Here is a 23,423-nt window from a genome sequence, read left to right on the forward strand (position 1 = left end):
GGGAGGTTAACAGTCCCTCGGTCGCATGGGTGGCTAACGCGAAAGAAGCGCATTCGCCGGGTATGGAAGACAGCAGGGCACGTTTTCGGTCCCGCGCCCTGCTGTCGATGCACTCCACGATCCGTGGCGTTCCATCCCACCAGATCGGCGTTACCGCCTCACCACCTGTACGGACAGGTCCGCGAGCCGCGCACGCAGGACAGGTCCCACCTGTTCCAAAGCAGCTGGCGAGGTGATCTGCCAGTGGGTGCTGTCGACCGGATGATTCTCGACGGAACCCGACACGAAGGCTGGCCACGTCGACGCCGCCAACGTACCGGTTGGATCCTCGGCTACTGCGGTGAAGAACAACACCTCACCGTCGAACAACGAGGGCTGATGCCGCTCGAGCAACTCCCCGGTGTGCAGCGCGCCCGCGATCATCCGCTCGATGCGTTCCGCGGTCAGCGACGCTGGCGTCCCCGGCATTGCCGCCAACAGCCGCGGGGCGGATTCGGGGGTGAAGTCCGTGATCGTGACCTCACCATCGATGCCCAGACCGCCGAGCAAGTCACCCAGCGTGACCCCACTGCTCGTATCGCCATCATTCGGCTGTACCGCGAAGCTGTCGAGCATGGCCAATAGTTCTACCCGATGACCATCTGCCTGAAGTCGCACGGCCATCTCGTGAGCGAGCACGCCACCGAGCGACCACCCGAGGAGCCGGTACGGACCCTCCGGTTGCACCGAACGCATCTCGTCCACGTACCGCTCGGCAAGTGCACCGATCGACTCCGGCAACTCACCCTGCTCGAGAATTGCCGGCGATTGGATGCCGTAAATCGGCTGCACTCGGTCCAGGTGGCTGGCCAGCCCGGCGTAGCTCCACGACAGTCCCACGATGGGGTGCACACAGAACAGCGGCGGCTCGGCACCCTGGGTGCGCAGTGGCAGCAATACCTCGAGCGCTTCGTCGTCGGAAACCGCGACCGCATCCTTGGACTCGTCGATGCGTCGTGCAATTGACTCGGTCGTCGGGTCCATGAACAACCACTGCAGCTGAACAGCGGCGCCGCATTCGTCGCGGAGGCCGCTGACCACTCGGACCGCCGAGAGCGAATTGCCGCCCAGCTCGAAGTAGTTGTCGTCCAGCCCGACCCGCTCGACCCCGAGCACCGACGCGATCACCGATGCCACCGACTTCTCTGTATCGGTCTGCGGCGCCCGGAACTCGCGAGCCTCAAACACCGGAGCAGGCAACGCCTTCCGGTCAACCTTCCCGTTCACGCTCAGCGGCAACGCATCAAGCACCATCACCACCGACGGCACCATGTACGACGGCACCGCACCCGACAACCCGTCCCGAATGACCTGACCGTCCAGCGCGGGCCCCTCGGCCTCACCCACGACGTAACCCACCAACTGGGTACCGGCGTGCACGTCCTCACGCGCCACCACCACGGTCTCCGCCACCCCGGGCTGCGCCCGCAGCACGGACTCGATCTCACCGAGCTCGATCCGGAAACCACGCACCTTCACCTGGAAATCGGCCCGCTCGAGATAGTCGAGATTGCCACCCGGCAACCACCGCACCACGTCACCCGTGCGATACATCCGGGCGCCATCCCCGAACGGGCTCGCCACGAACCGGTCAGCGGTCAGATCCGTGCGGCCGTGATAGCCCCGCGCCAACTGCGCACCCGCCAGATACAGCTCGCCCGCAACACCAACCGGAACCGGACGCAACCGCGAATCCAGCACGAACACCTGGGTGTTCCACTCCGGCGCACCGATAGGAACCCTCACAGTGTCCTGCGGACCCGTCCGGTACGAGGTCACCGAGACCGCAGCCTCCGTCGGCCCATACAGATTGTCCAACCTCGCCGCACTGACCGCACGCAACCGCGCCGCCGTCGCCGCGGGCAACGCCTCGCCGATCGCCAACACCCGAGTAATGCTCTCCGGGAACGACACCGCGGAATCCGCCAGCAACATCGACAGCATCGACGGCACCACATGCAACGTCGACACCGACTCAGATTCCATCAACTCCAGCAGATACTCAGGATCCTGATGGCCGTCCGCCCGGGCGATCACCAACCGCGCACCCGTCTGCAACGCCCACCAGAACTCCCACACCGACAGGTCGAACGTCGCCGCCGTCTTGAGCAGCACCGCATCCTGCCCGCCGAGCCCGTACTCCGCCTGCTTCCACAGAAGCTGATTCACGATCGCCGCATGCGAGACCGCGACACCCTTCGGCCGACCCGTCGACCCGGACGTGAAGATCACATACGCCGGGTTCGACGACCGCAACGGCGCCACCCGATCGGCATCGACCACCGGCGAGGCATCAAAGCCCGACAGATCCTCGGTATCCACCGACAACACCCGCACCTCGCCCGGCAACTCCACCGAGTCCGCACCGCGAACGAGAACCATCGCAGGCGCAGCCGACTCGAGCACCAACGCAATCCGGTCCGCCGGATGATCCGGATCCACCGGCACATACGCACCGCCAGCCTTGACGATCGCATACATACCGACCATCAACTCCACCGACCGACGCATCGCCAACCCAACCAGCGACTCCGGACCCACGCCCTCCGCGATCAGCCTGCGAGCCAACCGATTCACCCGGGCATCGAACTCCCCGTAGCTAACCGACTCCCCCTCGAACACAAGAGCAGTGTTCGAGGGCGTCCGCGCCACCTGCACATCAAACAGATCCACCAACGAACGATCCGGAAGCGAATGACCGGTCGCATTCCAGTCCCCGAGCACCCGACCGGACTCGACCGAGTCCATGATCTCGACATCGCCGATCACCGCGGTCGGATCCGCGACCATCGCCTCGAGGATCCTGACGAAGCGGACCGCAAAGGCCTCCACCGTCGCCTCATCGAACAGCGCTGTCGCATAGGTGATCCCGGCCGACATCCCCTCCGGGTTCCCGTCACCGTCGTACTGGTCGGCAATGATCAGGTGCAGATCGAACTGCGAGATCTCCGCGTCGTAGTTGACCGCCGCAATCGACAGACCAGGCATTTCGAACTGCGTCGCGCCAATGTTCTGGAACGAGAAGCCCACCTGGCACAACGGATGCCGCGCCGTCGACCTGGTCGGGTTCAACACCTCGACCAACCGCTCGAACGGAACGTCCGCGTTCCCGAACGCCCCGAGGTCCGTCTCCCGCACCTGCGCCAGCAACTCGACGAAGTCGGCTCCGCTGTCCACCTGGGTCCGGAAGACCAGCGTATTGACGAACATGCCGATCATGTCGTCGAGCGCGGCCTCTCCACGACCCGCGAACGGCGTCCCCACCGCGATGTCCTCGGTGCCCGACGACCTCGCCAACAGCACCGCGAACGCCGCATGGACAACCATGAACAGGGTCGAATTGTGGGTACGCGCGAGCTCGCTGAGGCCGCGGTGCAGATCCGCACCGACCTCGAGCTTGACCTGACCACCGTGATACGACTGGACCGCGGGCCGCGGCCGATCCGTCGGCAGATCGAGCTGATCCGGCAACCCGGACAACTCCGACTTCCAGTACTCCAGCTGTTGCGAGATCAGCGACGACGAATCGTCCTCCGACCCGAGCACCTCGCGCTGCCACAACGCGTAATCCGCGTACTGCACCGGCAACGGAGCCCAACCCGGGACCTCCCCGGCGGAACGCGCCGCGTACGCCACCATCACGTCCCTGGTAAGCGGCCCCATCGACGACCCGTCCGCCGAGATGTGGTGAACCACCACGGCCAACACATGCTCGGCCACCGCGCCCGGCCCGGACTCTGCCGGATCGACACGCAACAACAGGGCGCGCAGCGGCACCTGTTCGGTGACGTCGAAGCCGCCCTGAAGGAATGCCCCGACCACGGCGAGCATCTCGGACTCGGCGACCGCCACCGGCGACAGCTCCGGTACCGCGTCGGCGGCAGGCACGATCACCTGCACCGCACCATCCACCGTCTCCGGATACACCGTCCGCAACACCTCGTGCCGCGCAACAACATCGCCGACCGCGGCCCGCAACGCATCCACATCCAGATCGCCCGACAACCGGATCGCCACCGGAATGTTGTACGCCGTGGACTCCGCATCGAACCGGTTGAGGAACCACATCCGAGACTGCGCCAACGACAACGGAATCGACTCCGGACGTTCCCCCGCCACCAAGACCGGCCTCCGACCCGACCCTGCCTGCTGCTCGACCAGAGCCGCCAAACCGGCGACCGTCGCCGCATCGAACAACACCCGAACCGGCACCGACGAGTCCAGCGCCGCACCCAGACGGGACGCGACCTGAGCCGCGATCAGCGAGTTGCCACCCAGCTCGAAGAAGTTGTCGTCCAACCCGACCCGCTCAACCCCGAGCAGCACCGCGATGGTCGAGGCGACGATCTCCTCCACCGGCGTAGTCGGCGCCCGGAACTCGCGAGCCTCAAACACCGGAGCAGGCAACGCCTTCCGGTCAACCTTCCCGTTCACGCTCAGCGGCAACGCATCAAGCACCATCACCACCGACGGCACCATGTACGACGGCACCGCACCCGACAACCCGTCCCGAATGACCTGACCGTCCAGCGCGGGCCCCTCGGCCTCACCCACGACGTAACCCACCAACTGGGTACCGGCGTGCACGTCCTCACGCGCCACCACCACGGTCTCCGCCACCCCGGGCTGCGCCCGCAGCACGGACTCGATCTCACCGAGCTCGATCCGGAAACCACGCACCTTCACCTGGAAATCGGCCCGCTCGAGATAGTCGAGATTGCCACCCGGCAACCACCGCACCACGTCACCCGTGCGATACATCCGGGCGCCATCCCCGAACGGGCTCGCCACGAACCGGTCAGCGGTCAGATCCGTGCGGCCGTGATAGCCCCGCGCCAACTGCGCACCCGCCAGATACAGCTCGCCCGCAACACCAACCGGAACCGGACGCAACCGCGAATCCAGCACGAACACCTGGGTGTTCCACTCCGGCGCACCGATAGGAACCCTCACAGTGTCCTGCGGACCCGTCCGGTACGAGGTCACCGAGACCGCAGCCTCCGTCGGCCCATACAGATTGTCCAACCTCGCCGCACTGACCGCACGCAACCGCGCCGCCGTCGCCGCGGGCAACGCCTCGCCGATCGCCAACACCCGAGTAATGCTCTCCGGGAACGACACCGCGGAATCCGCCAGCAACATCGACAGCATCGACGGCACCACATGCAACGTCGACACCGACTCAGATTCCATCAACTCCAGCAGATACTCAGGATCCTGATGGCCGTCCGCCCGGGCGATCACCAACCGCGCACCCGTCTGCAACGCCCACCAGAACTCCCACACCGACAGGTCGAACGTCGCCGCCGTCTTGAGCAGCACCGCATCCTGCCCGCCGAGCCCGTACTCCGCCTGCTTCCACAGAAGCTGATTCACGATCGCCGCATGCGAGACCGCGACACCCTTCGGCCGACCCGTCGACCCGGACGTGAAGATCACATACGCCGGGTTCGACGACCGCAACGGCGCCACCCGATCGGCATCGACCACCGGCGAGGCATCAAAGCCCGACAGATCCTCGGTATCCACCGACAACACCCGCACCTCGCCCGGCAACTCCACCGAGTCCGCACCGCGAACGAGAACCATCGCAGGCGCAGCCGAATCGAGCACCAACGCAATCCGGTCCGCCGGATGATCCGGATCCACCGGCACATACGCACCGCCAGCCTTGACGATCGCATACATACCGACCATCAACTCCACCGACCGACGCATCGCCAACCCAACCAGCGACTCCGGACCCACGCCCTCCGCGATCAGCCTGCGAGCCAACCGATTCACCCGGGCATCGAACTCCCCGTAGCTAACCGACTCCCCCTCGAACACAAGAGCAGTGTTCGAGGGCGTCCGCGCCACCTGCACATCAAACAGATCCACCAACGAACGATCCGGAAGCGAATGACCGGTCGCATTCCAGTCCCCGAGCACCCGACCGGACTCGACCGAGTCCATGATCTCGACATCGCCGACGATCACCGACGGATCGGCCACCACCGCCTCGAGGATCAGCAGCAGTCGATCCGCGAACACCTGAACGGTCGCCGGATCGAACAGGGCACTGGCGTAGGTGATCCCACCGGTCAGCCCCGCAGCCTTTCCGTCCTCGTCGTACTGGTCGGCAACGATGAAGTGCAGATCGAACTGGGAGATCTCGGTCTCGAAATCCGCCGCTGCGACAGTCAGTCCCTGCAGTTCGAATTCGGTCTGGGCCACGTTCTGGAACGAGAAGCCCACCTGGCACAACGGATGCCGCGCCGTCGACCTGGTCGGGTTCAACACCTCGACCAACCGCTCAAACGGAACGTCCGCGTTCCCGAACGCCCCCAGGTCCGTCTCCCGCACCCGCCGAAGCAGATCGGTGAACGACTGGTTGGGATCGATCACCGTCCGGAAGACCAGCGTATTGACGAACATGCCGACCATCTCGTCCAGCACTGCCTCGCCACGGCCGGCGAACGGGGTCCCCACCGCGATGTCCTGGGTACCGGAGGATCGGGCCAACAACATCGCGAACGCTGCATGCACGACCATGAAGAGCGTCGAGTTCTGCGCCCGCGCAATATCTCCCAGCGCCGCATGCAGGCGTGCATCGATCTGGAAGTCGATCCGGCCGCCGTGGTACGACTGCACGGCGGGCCGCGGCCGATCCGTCGGCAGATCGAGCTGATCCGGCAACCCGGACAACTCCGACTTCCAGTACGCCAGCTGCTGCGAGATCAGCGACGACGAATCGTCCTCCGACCCGAGCACCTCACGCTGCCACAGCGCAAAGTCCGCGTACTGCACCGGCAACGGAGCCCAACCCGGGACCTCCCCGGCGGAGCGCGCCGCGTACGCCACCATCAGGTCTCGCGTGAACGGGGCCATCGAGGAACCGTCGGCGGCGATGTGGTGGACCAAAACGGCCAGCACGTGCTCGGTCGGGACGCCGTCGACGCGCAGCAGCATCGCCCGCACCGGAACCTGGGCTGTTACGTCGAACCCGGATTGCACGAACTCGGTCAGGACACCGGTGATCTCCGTCGAGGTCACAGACACCGGCGTCAGGTCCGGGACCGCGCCCACGACGGGCACAATCACCTGGGCCGGGCCGTCAGCGGTCTCCGGGTACACCGTGTGCAGCACCTCGTGCCTGGCCACGACATCCGCGACGGCGGCCTGCAGGGCCACGATATCCAGCACACCGGACAGCCGGATCGCGGCCGGAATGTTGTACGCGGCCGACTCCGGATCGAACCGGTTGAGGAACCACATCCGCTGCTGCGCAAGGGAAAGCGGGACCATGTCCGGACGCTCCTGGGCGACGAGAGCCTTACGGCCACCCTCGCCGATATGCCGCTCGACCTCCACGGCAAGCGCGGCGACCGTCGGCGCTGTAAACAACGCCCGCACCGGCACGACGGTGTCGAGTGCGGACCCCAACCGCGCCGTCACCTGGGTGGCGATCAGCGAGTTGCCACCCAGCTCGAAGAAATCGTCGTCCAGGCCGACCAGCGGTACCCCGAGCACCTCCGCGTACACGGCCGCGACGATCTCCTCCACCGGATTGGTGGGCGCACGGAACTCCCGAGCCTCGAATACCGGCGCAGGCAACGCCTTGCGGTCCAGCTTGCCGTTCACACTGAGTGGCAACTCGTCGAGCACCAGCACCTGCGCCGGGACCATGTAACTCGGCAGCGCCTCGGCGACGAAGTCGCGCACGAGGGCACCATCGAGGGCGCCACCGCTCACCGGCACCACGTAGGCCACCAACTGCTCGCCTGCTCCGGAGCTGTGCACCAGCACCACGGCCTGGTTGACCGAATCGTGGCGCAGCAGTGCGGTTTCGATCTCACCGAGTTCGATCCGGAAACCACGCACCTTGACCTGGAAGTCGGTGCGTCCGACGTATTCGAGCTCGCCATCGGCATTCCAGCGCACCAGGTCGCCGGTGCGGTACATCCGCTCACCAAGTGCCCCGAACGGGTCGGCGACGAACCGCTCAGCGGACAGACCTGTCCTGCGGAAGTAACCCCGCGCCAGCTGACGGCCCGCCAGATACAGCTCACCCGCGACACCCTGCGGCACCGGGTTCAGCCGCGAATCCAGCACGTAGACACGGGTGTTCCACTCGGGGACACCGATGGGCACCGAGGCGCCGCCACCGGCGACGACCCGGTGATGGGTCACCGAGACCGCGGCCTCGGTCGGCCCGTACAGGTTGAACAGGTCGGCATCGCTGACCGCAGCGAACGCTTCCGCCGTCTCGCGCGGCAGCGCCTCACCGATGCAGAACACCCGCCGGATCGACGCATAGTCCGCCGGATCGGCCGCGGCCATGAACGCCGTCAACAGCGACGGCACGAAGTGCGCTGCGGTGACGCCCTGTTCGCGGGTCAGCCGGGCCAGGTAGGCCGGGTCGCGGTGCCCGTCCGGCTCCGCGATGACCAGTTTCGCGCCCGAGGTGAGCGGCCACCACAGCTCCCACACCGACAGGTCGAACGTGGCCGGGGTCTTCTGCAGCACCGCGTCCGCGGTGCCGATCGGGTAGGTCGACTGCTTCCACAGCATCTGGTTCACCACCGCGCGGTGCGGCAGGGCGACGCCCTTGGGCCGACCCGTGGAACCGGAGGTGTAGATGACGTACGCCAGGTCCGCCGGATCGATCGGGCGCCGCAACTCGAGCGCGGTGACCGGGCTCGGGTCCACGGCCGACAGGTCGAGCGCGTCGACGTCGATCCGTCGCAGGCCGTCGGGGAGGCTCAGCGAGACCTCCGACCGGCTCAGCACGCAGGTCGGGTCCGCCTCGGCCAGCACGTACTCGGTGCGTTCGGCCGGGTGGTCCGGGTCGATCGGCAGGTACGCGGCACCGGCCTTGACGATGGCGTACATCGACACCAGCAGCTCGATCGAACGGCGCATGCCGAGACCGACCAGGTCGTCCGGGCCAACGCCCGTGCCGATCAGGTGCCGTGCCAGGCGGTTCACCCGATCGGCGAACTCGCGGTAGGTCAGCGACTCCTCGCCGAACACCAGCGCGGTCGCCTCGGGCGTCGATTCGACCTGACGGTCGAACAGCTCGACCAGCGTGCGGTCCGGGAGCGGATGGTCGGTCGCGTTGCGGTCCGTCAGCAGCCGCGTCCGCTCCGCCACACCGAGGATGTCGATGTCGCCGACCGCGCGGCGGTCGTCCTCGACGACCGAGCGCACGATCGTCACGAACTGATCGATGAATCGCTGTGCGGTGGAGTGCTCGAACAGCGCGTCGGCGTACTGCAGGGTGGCGTGCAGGCCCCCCTCCGCTCCGTCGTCGCCGATCTTCTCCCCGACGATCAGGTGCAGGTCGAACTGCGCCACCCCTGCATCGGCCTCCAGCGCGCTGACCGTCAGATTCGGCAGCTCGAAATGCAGTTTCGCCAGGTTCTGGAAGGTGAATCCCACCTGGAACAGCGGCGTGTACGCCGTCGAACGCCGCGGGTTGAGCGCCTCCACCAGCTGCTCGAACGGGATGTCGGCGTGCCCGAACGCGCCAAGGTCGACGCCCCTGGCGCGCCGGACCAGGTCGCCGAAGCCGAGATCGGGGTCGACCCGGACGCGCAGCGCCAGCGTGTTGACGAACATACCGACGAGGTCGTCGAGTTCCTGCTCGCCGCGACCGGCGATGGGTGTACCGACGGCGATGTCGTCGCTACCGCTCAAGCGCGAGAGCAGCACCGCAAAGGCAGCGTGCACCGCCATGAAGACCGACGCCTTCTGCCCGCGAGCGAGGGCCGAAAGTGCACGATGGGTGTCCGCATCGATCTCGACGGCAACCGCCCCGCCACTGAGCGACTGCACGGCAGGCCGGGGCCGGTCGGTGGGCAGCTCGAGCAGATCCGGCAGGTCCGCCAGCGCACCGCGCCAGTAGGCGATCTGCCGAGCGGCAACCGATTCCGGATCGGCCTCGGACCCCATCACCTCGCGCTGCCAGAGCGCATAGTCGGCGTACTGCACCGGCAGCGGCGCCCACTCGGGGGCCGAACCGGAAGTTCGCGCGAGGTAGGCCGTCATGACGTCCCGCGCCAGCGGGCCGAGCGAGAACCCGTCCCCGGCCACGTGGTGCATGACCAGCGCGAGCACGTGCTCGTCGCTCGCCACCCGCAGCAGCATGCCCCGCACCGGAACGGCTCGGGTCACGTCGAAGCCCTCGGACACCAGGTCGAGGATCCGCTGCGGCACCTCCTCCGCCGCGGCCTCGGCCGACGCGAGCGCGAACTCGCCTCGCTCCAGGATCACCTGGCGCGGACCGTCATCCGAGTTCGGGTACATGGTGCGCAGCGACTCGTGCCGCGCCACCACGTCCCGGACGGCCAGATCGAGGGCCTCGGTGTCGAGCGCGCCGGACAACCGGATCGCCAACGGGATGTTGTATGCAGGCGAGGTGGTGTCGAACTGGTTGAGGAACCACATCCGCTGCTGCGCGAGCGAGAGCGGGATGCGGTCCGGACGCGGGCCTGCCGTCAGCGCCGGACGATCCCGGCCGTCGGCGCCGAGGGTCTCCACCGCAAGGGCGAGGCCCGCCACCGTCGGGGCCTCGAACAGCTCCCGCACGCCGATCCTGGTCTCCAGCGCGGCGTTGATCCGCGAGGTCACCTGGGTCGCGATCAGCGAATTGCCGCCGAGGTCGAAGAAGTCGTCGTCAAGGCCGACGCGGGAGGCCCCGAGCACCGCCGCGAACACATCGGCGACGGCCTGCTCGATCGGAGTCACGGGCGCCCGGAACTCGACGCCCGAGCCGAGCTGCGGGAGCGGCAGCGCCGCCCGGTCCAGCTTGCCGACGGGGGTCAACGGGATCTCGTCGAGCAGCACGACCACCGACGGCACCATGTGCGCGGGCAGCGAACGGGCCAGGAAGTCCCGCAGCGCCTGCGGGTCAACCGACGCACCCGGCGTCGGCAGCGCGTACGACACCAGCGCCGTCGCACCCGAGGACCGCCGGTGGCCGATCGTCGTCGCGAACTCCACATCGGGATGCGCGGCGAGCTCGGCGTCGATCTCGCCCAGCTCGATCCGCAGACCGCGAACCTTCACCTGGAAGTCGCTGCGTCCCACGTACTCGAGCGACCCGTCCGCGGTCCACCGCACCACGTCTCCGGTGCGGTACAACCGCTCCCCGGGTGCACCGAACGGATTCGCGACGAACCGGTCGGCGGTCAGGGCCGGCCGATTCAGGTAGCCGCGCGCCATCGCGATACCGGCGTTGTACAGCTCGCCGGGAACCCCGACCGGCACCGGACGCAGCCGGTCGTCGAGCACGTACGCCGCCACCCCGCGGACCGGACCGCCGATCGTCACGGGCTCACCCGGGAACACCTCGGTGCCGCTGGTGAAGATCGTGAACTCGGTGGGGCCGAAGCCGTTGAACATCCGACGGCCGGCCGCCCAGCGCGCCGCGACCTCCGGCGGCAGCGCCTCACCGGCGGCGAGGACCACCTCGAGATCCGTCGGAACGGACGAATCCATCGATGCCAGCACCGACGGGGTGACCACGGCGTGGGTCACCCGCTGCGCGGCCAGTAGCTCCGCGAGCTCGTCACCGCCGAAGACGTCCGGCGGCGAGACCACCAGTGTGGCGCCGACGCCGACGGCCATCAGCAATTCGAACACCGACGCGTCAAAGCTCGGCGACGCCACAGCCAGCACCCGCGAAGCGGGCGACAGGTCAAATGAGTCGCGCTGCTGCGCAACAACTCCCGCGATGCCCACGTGGGAGACCACGACGCCCTTGGGGCGTCCCGTCGAGCCAGACGTGTAGATCACATACGCCGGGTGAGCCAACCCGAGTCGGGCCTGCCGGTCCGCGTCCGTGACCGGAGCCGACGAATGCGCCGCAATGTCGGCGGCCGCGTCGTCGAGAACCAGCCAGTCGACCGCATCCGGCAACTGATCGCGGTGTGCGGCCAGCGTCAATCCCAGCACGGCGGCCGAGTCGGTGAGCATGTACGCCACCCGCTCGGCCGGGTACTTCGGGTCCACCGGCACAAAGGCGCCGCCGGCCTTGGTCACCGCCCACACCGCGACAACGGACTCCACCGACCTCGGAATCGCCGCCGCGACCACGGACTCCGGTCCTACGCCGCGGCCGATCAGGGCGCGGGCCAGCTGCGAGGACCGCTCGTCGAGCTCCCGGTAGCTGATCGACTGGCCGCCGCACACCACGGCAGGCCGATCTGGGTCGGGCTGTGCCGCCGCGGCCAGGATCTCGGGGAGCAACTGCGGCGCCGGTCCGTCCGCTGCGCGGCGACCGAGCAGGTCAGCCCGCTCCGCCTCGTCGAGGATCTCCACATCCACCACCCGCCGGGTGGGGTCGGTGGCGATGGCGTCGATCACGCGCAGCAGCCGATCGCCGATGATGGCGACCTCGTCGCGGGTGAACAGCGCGTCAAGGTAGCGCAGCGAGATGCCGACCTTGCTCTCCACGAACGTCACCATGGACAGCGGGTAGTGGGTGGCGTCGGCGACCTGCGCGCCGGTGACCGACATGCCGTCGATCGCCGCGGCCTCCGTCAGCCCGGCCTCGTCGACCGGGTACGACTCCAGCACCGTGATGGTGTCGAAGTGCGCGCCCGCGCCTGCGACCTGCTGGATCTCGCCCAATCCAACGTAGTGGTGGTCGAGCAGCGCAGCCTGCTCGCGCTGCAGCCTCGACAGGAACACGTCGAGCGCCTCGGCCGGGTCGAGTCGGACCCGGACCGGCAGCGTGTTGATGAACAGCCCCACCATCGTCTCGACGCCGTCCAGGCCCGCGGGGCGACCGGACACGGTTGCGCCGAATACCACATCGTCACGAGAGGTCAACCGCGAGAGCACGATTCCCCACGCCGCCTGCAGCACCGTGTTCATCGTGACGCCCAGGTCGGAGGCCCGCTTCGCCAGTCTCCTGGTGGCCTCCTCGTCGATCTCGAACTCGACGCGGCCGCCGGTCGTGGCCAGGTCGACACCGGGCTCGACGGCGCTGAGCAACGTCGGTTCCGTCGTCCCGGCGAACGCATCGCGCCACGCCTCGAGCGAGCGCGGACGACTCTGCTCCGCCAACCAGGACAGGTAGCTCCGGTAGGAGTGGACCCGCGGCAGCACCGCGTCGTCGCCCCGGGTGGCGTAGAGGAACAGCAGGTCCTTCATCAGCAGCGGCGTCGACCAGCCGTCGAGGAGGATGTGGTGCGCGGCGATCGACAACGAGTAGCGGTCGTCGGACGACCGGATCAGCGCGAACCTGATCAGCGGCGGTGCCGTCATGTCGAACTTCGCCAGCCGCTCGTGCTCCAGCTGCCGACGGAGCTCGTCCTCGCGTTCGTCGGCGGGCAGGCCACGCAGGTCCACATCGCGCCACGGCGCCGGGGCCGCGTCGACGACGACCTGCACGGGCACACCGGTGGCGTCGTCCACGAAGGCGGACCTCAGGTTCGGGTACCGGTCGAGTAGCGCACGGGACGCCGTCCGGAACCGGTCGCCATCGACCTGACCGCTCAACTCGAGCACCACCTGCATGGTGTAGACGTCGAGCGTGTCCTGCGCCAGCCGGGAATGGAAGAGCAGACCGGACTGCAGCGGCGAGAGCGGCAGTACGTCCACCGTGGTGGGATAGGTGGCCTCCCAGCCATCGATGTCGCGTTGGGTTACCTGCACGAGCGGCACATCCGACGGGGTCAACCCGCCTGCGTGCGCTTGCTGGGTGTGTGCGGCCAGCGCGCCAAGCGCCTCCACCCACAGGTCGGCCAGCTCACGGACGTCCGCGGCGTCGATCGCCCCCGTCGGATAGGAGAAGCTCGCGCTCAGCTCGTCGGCGGCGACGATCGCATTGATCTCGACGACCGCCATCGCCGGCATGTCCGGGTCCATGACGGCGCCCAGGTCGCCGATGTCGCTCGCGGGCAGCCAGCCCAGGCCCTCCATGCCCTCGGGGATGCCCCCGGTGGCAACCCGGCCCAGGTAGTTGAAGCTGATCTGACCGGTGTGCCGCCCCCGCAACCGGTCCGCCGTGGCGCCGTTGAGGTATCGCAGCAGGCCGAACCCGATGCCCTTGTCCGGCACCGCGAGCAACTGTTCCTTGACCGCCTTGACGGCGGACCCCGCCGCGGGACCACCCGCGAACGCGTCGACGAGGTCGATGCCTGCCACGTCGAGCCGGACCGGGAAGATCGTGGTGAACCAGCCCACCGTCCGCGACAGGTCCGCGCCCGGCACGGTGCCCTCCTCGCGGCCGTGGCCCTCGAGGCGCAGCAGAGTCGAGGACTCGGCGACACCGCGACGGTGTCGCCACTGCGCGAGCGCCAACGCCAGCGCGGCGAGCAGTCCGTCGTTGACCCCGCCATGGAAGGTGGACGGCAGCGTGGTCAGCAGCGACGCGGTGGTGTCGGCGCCGACCTGCACCCGGAACTGCTCGATGGTCGACACGGTGTCTTGAACCGGGTCGAACGCCCGGCGGCCCAGATCCGGGTCGGGTCCGTCCAGGATCGCCTCCCACACGGGCAGTTCCGCCATTCGGGTGGCCGAGGCAGCCTCGTCGAGCAGTCCGTGCGCCCAGCGACGCATGGAGGTACCCACCGGGGCGAGCGCGGGCTCGATGCCCGCCGAGATCGCCGCCCATGCGGTGACCAGGTCGGGCACCACGATTCGCCAGGACACCCCGTCGACGACGAGGTGGTGCGCGGCGATGACCAGCCGGCCCGAGCGGTCTGCCGCTCGGCCCGGCTCTACCTCCGGGTCGAGCCAGACGAATTGCAGCATCGCACCGGTCGCCGGATCCAACCGGCCCATCGCCGAATCCAGTTCCGCGGCAGCGAGTTCGACCAACGCCTCGCCGGCGATTCCGGCATCGAACGCGGCCCGGTGGATCATCGCGTCGACGTCGACCGAACCCGGCTGCGAGACCTCCACCGTCCAGACTGCGTCCGACTTCACCAGGCGGGAGCGCAGCATGTCGTGACGGTCGACCACCGCGGCGATCGTGGACCGCACGCCATCCCTGTCGATCCCGACCGGCAGCTCCAACGTCAGTGCCTGCGAGAATCGGTCGAAACCGCCACCACGCTCGACCATGAAGTTCTCGACGGGGGTCAGCTGGCGCGAACCGATGCCGCCACCGGGCAACTCCTCGAGGACGATGACGCTCTCCGCGCCCGACACCGCGACGTCCGCCAGACCGGCAACCGTTCGGCACTCGAAGACGTCCCGCGGCGCGAACACGAGCCCCCTGGCCTTGGCCCGGGACACCAACTGGATCGTGACGATGCTGTCGCCGCCGAGGGCGAAGAAGTCGTCGTCGAGACCCACCCGGGCGACGCCGAGCACCTCGGCGAACACCTCCGCGAGCGCCTTCTCGAGATCCGTTCGCGGTTCGCGGTACCGGTCCTCGTCGCCGCCGAACTCGGGCGCGGGCAGTGCCTTGCGATCCAGCTTGCCCATGGGCGTCAACGGAATCGACGCGAGCACCATCACCGAGGCGGGCACCATGTGTGCTGGCAGCGACTTGCCGACGAAGGCGCGCAGTTCGGCCTGCTCGACGGTCGCGCCCGGAGCAGGCATGACATATGCCACCAGGGCCGTGGCCCCCGAGGGGAGCTGATGCCCGATGGTGGTGGCGAATTCGACGTCGGGGTAGGACAGCAGAACCGTATCGATCTCGCCGAGCTCGATGCGGAACCCGCGCACCTTGACCTGGAAGTCGCTGCGGCCCACGTACTCGAGTTCGAGGTCGCGGTTCCAGCGCACGACGTCGCCGGTGCGGTACATCCGCGATCCGGGCTCGCCGTAGGGGTTGGCCACGAAGCGGTCGGCCGTCTGCGCCAGCCGCTCGTGATAGCCGAGCGCCAGCCCGGGTCCGGCCGTGTACAGCTCACCCGTCACGCCGATCGGTACCGGTCGGAGACGCCGGTCCAGCACCGCCGCCGACACGCCCATGATGGGGCCGCCGAACGGCATGGCCCCACCCGGCACCATCGGCCGACCGATATGCGAGGCGACCGTGGTTTCGGTCGGCCCGTAGGCGTTGAGCATGCGCCGTCCCGGCGCCCACCGCGCGACCAGTTCCTGCCCGAATCCCTCGCCGCCGACGGCAATCGTCTGCAGCTCGGTGATCCCCGCCGGGTCCACGGACGCGAGCGCGGCCGGGGTGATGAAGGCATGGGTCACCCGCTCCGCGCGCAGGAACTCGGCGAGCTCGTCGCCGCCGTAGATGGACGTCGGGGCGATCACCATCGTCGAGCCGGACGACACCGCGAGCAGCAACTCGAGCAGCGAGGCGTCGAAACTCGGCGAGGTGAAGAGCAGCGTGCGGGAATCGGCGGTCACCTGGAAGCCGAGCTGAACCGCCGCGGCAAGATTGGCGATGCCGGTGTGGGGTACGACGACCCCCTTGGGCTTGCCCGTCGACCCCGAGGTGTAGATCACGTACGCCGGCGCCTCGACCGGCAACGGCGCGACGCGCTCGGCGTCGGTGACCTCGGCGGACGACTGCGCCGCGCACTGCTCATCGAACCGGGGCTCGTCCAGCACGATCCAGTCGACCGTGTCGGGGAGTTCCGCGCGGTGGGCCGCGGCGGTGATGCCCACCGTCGCACCCGAGTCGGCGATCATGAATTCGATGCGCTCGGCCGGGTAGTTCAGGTCGACCGGCACGAAGACTGCGCCTGCCTTGGTGACCGCCCACACCAACAAGACCGACTCGATGGATCGCGGAACGGCAAGCACCACAAAATCACCGGGGCCGAGGCCACGGCCGATGAGCACCCGGGCGAGGCGCGAGGAGCGTTCGTCGAGCTCTCGATAGCTCGCCGATTCGCCCGCGAACGACAGCGCCTGCGCCAGGGGATCGATCCGAGCGGCTGCGGTGAGAAGGTCGGCCAGCGTGGACGCCTGGACGCCATCGCCGCCGGAGACCGGGGCCAGTGCAGCGCGCTCGTCGTCGTCGAGCAGTTCGATGTCGCCGACCGCGACCGACGGGTCCGCGACCACCGCACGCAGGAGCCGGACGAAACGGGTCGCGAAGTCCGCGACGGTGGACTCGTCGAACAGATCCGTGGCGTAGGTCAACTCGGCGGTGATCTCGCCGAAATCGCCGCTGGTCTCGCCCACGCCGGTCAACTCGAGTGACAGGTCGAACTTGGCGGCCTCGACCTCGAATCCGACCCTGCTGATCGACAGGCCTGCGAGATCGAAGTCCATGTGCCCGAGGTTCTGGAAAGCGAGCGCAACCTGGAACAACGGGTGACGCGCGGTCGATCGCTCGGTACCGAGCACCTCGATGAGCCGCTCGAAGGGCACGTCCGCGTTGTCGAACGCCGCCAGATCGGTGTCCCTGGCCAGCCCGAGCAGAGCCTCGAAGCTCTGCCCCCCGTCGACCTGGGTGCGCAGCACAAGGGTGTTGACGAACATGCCGATCAGGTCGTCGAGTTCGGCCTCGCCTCGGCCTGCGATCGGAGTGCCGATCGCGATGTCCTCGGTGCTGCTCGAGCGGGCCAGCAGCACCGCCAGGGCCGCGTGCACCACCATGAACAGGCTGGACCCGTTGGCGCGGCCGAGCTGCGTCAGCCCCTCGTGGGTGGCCGCGTCGATGGTGAAGTCGATCGCGGCGCCGCGCATCGAGGCGACAGCCGGACGCGGACGGTCCGACGGCAGGTCGAGCCGGTCGGGAAGCCCGGCCAGCGCCTCGGCCCAATACGCCTCCTGCCGCCCGGCCAGGGACTCCGGGTCGTCCTCGGCGCCGAGCAGTTCACGCTGCCACAGGGCGTAATCGGCGTACTGCGCCGACAACGGTTGCCAGGCGGGCTCCTGCCCGGCTGCCCGCGATGCGTAGGCGATCATGACGTCCCGGCCCAGCGGATCCATCGAGAAGCCGTCCGCGCTGATGTGGTGGACGACGAACACCAACACGGCGTCCTCGTCGTCCACCTGCAGCAGTGCCCCTCGCACCGGCACGCTCGCCGTGACGTCGAACCCGGCGGACACGAGCGCGATGACCCGCTCCTGCAGCAGCTCCGGGGCCACATCCTCGCGAACGAGCTCGACCAGCACGTCCTCCGCAGGCAGGATCACCTGGTGCGGACCCGACGCCGAACCGGGGAAGACGGTACGCAGCGACTCGTGGCGCTCGAGCACGTCGCGGACCGCGGACTCGAGCGCGGCCACGTCGAGCGGTCCGGTCAGCCGGATCACCAGCGGAATGTTGTAGGCCGGTGAGCTGGTGTCGAACTGGTTGACGAACCACATGCGCTGCTGCGCGGGCGAGAGCGGAATTTCCTGCGGGCGCGCGATGCTGCCCAGCACCGGACGGGCGCCCGCACCGGTGCGCTCGCCCACCACCGCGGCCAGACCTCGCGCAGTCGGCGACTCGAAAAGGTCACGCACACCGATGCGAACGCCCAGCGCGTCGTTGATCCGTGCGATCGCACGCATGCCGACCAGGGAGTTGCCGCCCAGCTCGAAGAAGGAATCGGCGACGCTGACCTGCTCCACGCCGAGCAGCTCGGCGAAGATCTCGCCGATCGCGCTCTCGGCGCCGTTCGACGCGGCCACGAACTCACGGGTCACCGACTCGAACACCGGCGCGGGCAAGGCCTTTCGGTCCAGCTTGCCGCTCGCGTTCAGGGGCAGCGCGTCGAGCACGATCACCTGGGAGGGCACCATGTACGCCGGAAGCGCCTCTCCCGCATGGACGATCAGCGCCTCCGGGTCGACCGCCTCGCCGGCCGATCCGACCACATAGCCGACCAGCTGGTCACCGGTGCGCTCATCGCGATGCACCACGACGACGGCCTGGGACACTTGGTCGTGGGTCACCAACACCGATTCGATCTCGCCGAGCTCGATGCGCAGACCGCGCACCTTGACCTGGAAGTCGGTGCGGCCCAGGAACTCCAGCTGGCCCGCATCGTTCCAGCGAACGAGGTCGCCGGTCCGGTACATCCGCTCGCCCGCCCCACCGAAGGGATCGGAGACGAAGCGCTCGGCAGTGAGGTCGGTGCGCCCGACATAGCCGCGGGCCAGCTGCACACCCGCCAGGTACAGCTCCCCCGGCACCCCGATCGGCACCGGGTGCATCCGCGAATCGAGCACATAGCTGCGCGTGCCCCGGATCGGTGCGCCGATCGGGACACTGCGCGGCACATCGGAATCGCAGCGATAGACCGTCGAGGTCACCGTGGCCTCGGTGGGCCCATAGGTGTTGTCCAACACCGCCGAACTCGACTCCCGGAACCTCGCCACCAGGTTGCTCGGCAGTGCCTCGCCACCGACGGAGAGGAACCGCAACGAACTGGGCAGAACCAGGTCGGCGTCGGAAAGGAACAGCGCGAGCATCGACGGGACGAACTCGAGAATCGTCACCTGCCACTGCTCGGAGACCCGGACCAGGTAGGCCGGGTCGAGGTGCCCATCGGGCTCGGCGATCACCAGGCGAGCACCGACCTGCAGCGGCAGGTACAGCTCCCACACCGAAGCATCGAACGTGAACGGCGTCTTGTGCAGCATGGTGTCCGCGGCGCCGAACCCGTACTGTTCCTGCATCCACAGCATCTGGTTGACCACCGAGCGGTGGCTCACCGAAACACCCTTGGGTCGACCCGTCGACCCCGACGTGTAGATGACGTACGCGGTGTTGGCCGGACGCAACGTCGACAGCCGCTCGACCGCAGAGACAGGTGTGGCGTCGACACCGGACAGATCCAGCGCGTCGATCTGTACGGCCGCCCTACCGGCAGGAAGATCCGCGGCATCGCGCGAGGTCGTCAGCACCACCACCGGATCCGAGCTGTCGAGCACATACTCGATCCGCTCGTCCGGGTGGTCTGGGTCGATCGGAACGTACGCGCCGCCTGCCTTGAGGACCGCGTACATCGCGACCAGTTCGTCGATCGAGCGGCGAACCGCCAGCCCGACCAGCGACTCCGGGCGCACCCCGATCGAGATCAGGTGCCGCGCAAGAGAGTTCACCCGCGCATCGAACTCGGCGTAGGTCAGCGACTGATCCCGGAAGATCACCGCGGTCGCATCCGGCGTGCGAGCGACCTGCTCGTCGAACAGGTCCATCAACGTCGCCTCGGGCAGCTCGGCCCTGGTGTCGTTGACCTGCGCGAGCCGGTCGAGCTCGGCCCCGCGCGTGAGCGGCAGGTCGCCGACAGGCGTCGACGGAGCCGCGGCAATCGCGCCGAGGACCGCGACGAAACGGTCCGCGAAGCTCTGCATCGTGTCGTGATCGAACAGGTCCGTCGCGTAGTTCAGCGAACCGTCGAGCCCGGCGACGACGCCGGCCTCGGTCTGCTGCTCCATCAGGGTGACGGTCAGGTCCAGCTTCGCGACCGTCACCGGCATCTCGAACTGCGACATCGTCACGTCCGGCAGCCGCAGCTCGGTCTGTTCGAAGTTCTGCAGCATCAGCAGCACCTGGAACAGCGGCGCGTATGCCATGGACCGGCCGGGACGGAGGATGTCCACCACTCGGTCCAGCGGCAGGTCCGCGTTGCCGAATGCCTCCAGATCGGTGGCGCGCACCCGGTCCAGCAGGGCCGCGAACGGCTCGTTCGGATCGATCTCGGCGCGCAGGACCAGGGTGTTGCCGAACATGCCGACGAGGTTGTCGATGGCCTGCTCGCCACGACCGGCGATCTGGGTGCCGATGGCGACATCGTCGGTGTGGGACAGGCGCGAGAGCAGCACCGCCAGAGCGGAATGCACCACCATGAACGGGGTTGCATGGTGGGACTGGGCGAGAGCATTGAGCCCATCGACCACCTCGGGGGCGACGGTGAATTCAACGGTTGCCGCGCGCATCGTCGGCTGCGCCGGGCGATCACGATCGGCGGGCAGCTCGAGTACCTCGGGGAGGCCGGCCAGCTGGCGCTTCCAGTAGGCGATCTGCCTGCTGGACAGCGACTCCGGATCGTCCTCGGAGCCGAGGAGTTCGCGTTCCCAGATCGCGTAGTCCGCGTACTGCACCGGCAGCGGTTCCCACTGCGGGAGCTGACCACCCGCGTGGGCCAGGTACGCAGCGGTCAGGTCCCGAACGAGAGGAGCGAGCGAACCACCGTCGGCCGCGATGTGGTGCAAGACGAGCACCAGTACGAATTCCTCGTCCGCAACCTGAAACAGCTTGCCCCGCACCGGCAGATCCGTCGACACGTCGAAGCCCGCCGACCCAAGGCCGTACACCCGCGCGGGCACGTCGTCCTCGGCTACCGTTTCCGGCGCCAGGTCCGGAATCGCCTCCGACGCAGGAAGAATTCGCTGGAACGGGCCGTCCGCCGAATCGGGGTACACCGTCCGCAGCGCCTCGTGCCGCTCGATCAGATCGCCGAAGGCGCTCTGCATCGCCGTGACATCTACTCGGCCGACCATTTTCAGCGCGACAGGCATGTTGTACGCGGGCGAGGAGATGTCGTACTGATTGGTCAGCCACATGCGTTGCTGAGCAAACGAGAGCGGGATGCGGTCCGGACGCGGCGCCGCAACGAGCGCCGGACGGGGCGCCGCCCCGGCCCGCTGCTGCGCGAGCTCGACCAGCATCGCCACCGTCGGCGCATCGAACAGATCGCGCACAGCGAGCTGCACTCCCACTGTCGCGTTCACCCGCGAGACGACCTGCGTCGCCACCAGCGAGTTGCCGCCCAGCTCGAAGAAATCGTCGTCGAGTCCCACCAGGTCGACCTTGAGCACGTCGGCGAAAACCGCTGCGACGGCGATCTCCACCTCCGACTCGGGCGCCCGGAAGTCCCGCGAACTACTCAGGTCCGGAGCGGGCAACGCAGCCCGGTCCAGCTTGCCGACCGGCGTCAGCGGGATCGCGTCGAGCACCATCACCTGCGACGGCACCATGTACGCGGGCAACGACTCCCCGACGAACCTGGCCAGCGCGTCCGTGTCGATCACCGACCCCTGGACGGGGAGCACATAGGCCACCAGGATCGTGACGCCCGCCGCGGTGTCGCGGCCGACGGTCACGGCAAAGTCCACATCGGGGTGCCCGGACAGCGCCGCGTCGATCTCGCCCAGCTCGATGCGGAAACCGCGGACCTTGACCTGGAAGTCGGATCGGCCCACGTAGTCCAGGGAACCGTCCGCCCGCCACCGCACCACGTCGCCGGTGCGATACAGCCGAGCACTGCCGTCGCCGAACGGGTCCGCGACGAACCGGGCCGCGGTCAGTCCGGCCCGTTCGTGGTAGCCACGCGCGATACCGATGCCCGCGGCATACAGTTCGCCTGCCACACCGACCGGGACCGGCCGGAGCCGGGCGTCGAGCACGTGCAGGGAGAAGCCCCGGACCGGCAGACCGATGGTCACGGCCTCCCCCGCCGACACCTCGCCGCAGGTGGTCATGATGGTGGTCTCGGTCGGGCCGTACCCGTTGAACAGCCGTCGACCGGGGGCCCACCGAGAAACGACCTCCGGCGGGCATGCCTCGCCCGCGGTCACCAGTACCGCGAGATCGCCGCACCCCGTCGGGTCGACGGAGGCGAGCACCGACGGCGTAATGATCGCGTGGGTCACCCGCTCCCGGCGGAGCAGCTCGCCGAGCTCCGCACCACCGAACACAGTGGGCGGCGAAATCACCAGGGCAGCACCGGATCCCACCGCCATCAAGAACTCGAACACCGATGCGTCGAAGCTCGGCGAGGCGACAGCCAACACCCGGGAATCGGCGGTCAGCCCGTACTGCTCGCGCTGCTCGGCAACCAGATTGGCCACGCCGGCATGGGTCACCACCACGCCCTTCGGGCGGCCGGTCGAGCCCGAGGTGTAGATCATGTATGCGGGATGGTCGGACTGGAGCACCGCCAGGCGATCGAGGTAGGTCACCGGCTCGCTCGACCGGTTGGCGCATTCCGCCGACATCTCGGCGCCGTCGACAACCAACCACTTGGCGGAACCGGGGAGGGTATCGACAAACTCCGCAGTGGTCAGGCCGACGGCCGCCCCGGAGTCCGTGACCATGTACTCGACGCGATCCGACGGATACTTTGGATCCACCGGGACATAGGCCGCACCGGCCTTCACGACCGCCCATATCGCCGTCACCGACTCCACGGACCGAGGAATCGCCAGGGCCACGATCGACTCCGGGCCGACGCCGCGATCGATCAGGACCCGCGCGAGTCGCGAGGAACGCTCGTCGAGTTCCCGGTAGGTCAGCGTCGCCTCCGGCCCGACCAGTGCCGTCGCCGCCGGGTCGACGCCTACCGCGGCCGCCAGGATCTGCGGCAACAGCACGGCCCGGGTGCGCTTGGGCCGGCTCCGGCGGGCCCGAGGCGACTTTGCGCCACCCTCGCGGCCCTCCTGAGCTCCAGCCGCAGCGGTCGGGTCGAGATGGCGGTCACTCATGCGAACGGGACTCCTCGGGAGGTGTTGAAACTGTCGATCGTGGTGCAGTC

The 23,423-nt window shown here is 68.3% G+C and carries 1 protein-coding gene; it reads right to left on the reverse strand.

Annotated elements, in window-relative coordinates:
• Positions 1–150: 150 nt before the first annotated feature.
• On the reverse strand, positions 151–23,373 hold the full coding sequence (locus ACFXMV_RS09930) for a non-ribosomal peptide synthase/polyketide synthase (RefSeq protein WP_378614251.1): 23,223 nt from the start codon (positions 23,371–23,373) through the stop codon (positions 151–153).
• Between the last annotated feature and the right edge of the window lie 50 nt (positions 23,374–23,423).

Origin of the sequence: Rhodococcus sp. NPDC059179 (assembly GCF_042754885.1) — a bacterium.
Taxonomy (GTDB): Bacteria; Actinomycetota; Actinomycetes; order Mycobacteriales; family Mycobacteriaceae; genus Rhodococcus_G.

Coding starts and splice junctions, on each gene's coding strand:
- ACFXMV_RS09930 (WP_378614251.1), bottom strand. CDS start 23,373: ATGAGTGACCGCCATCTCGACCCGACCGCTGCGGCTGGAGCTCAGGAG.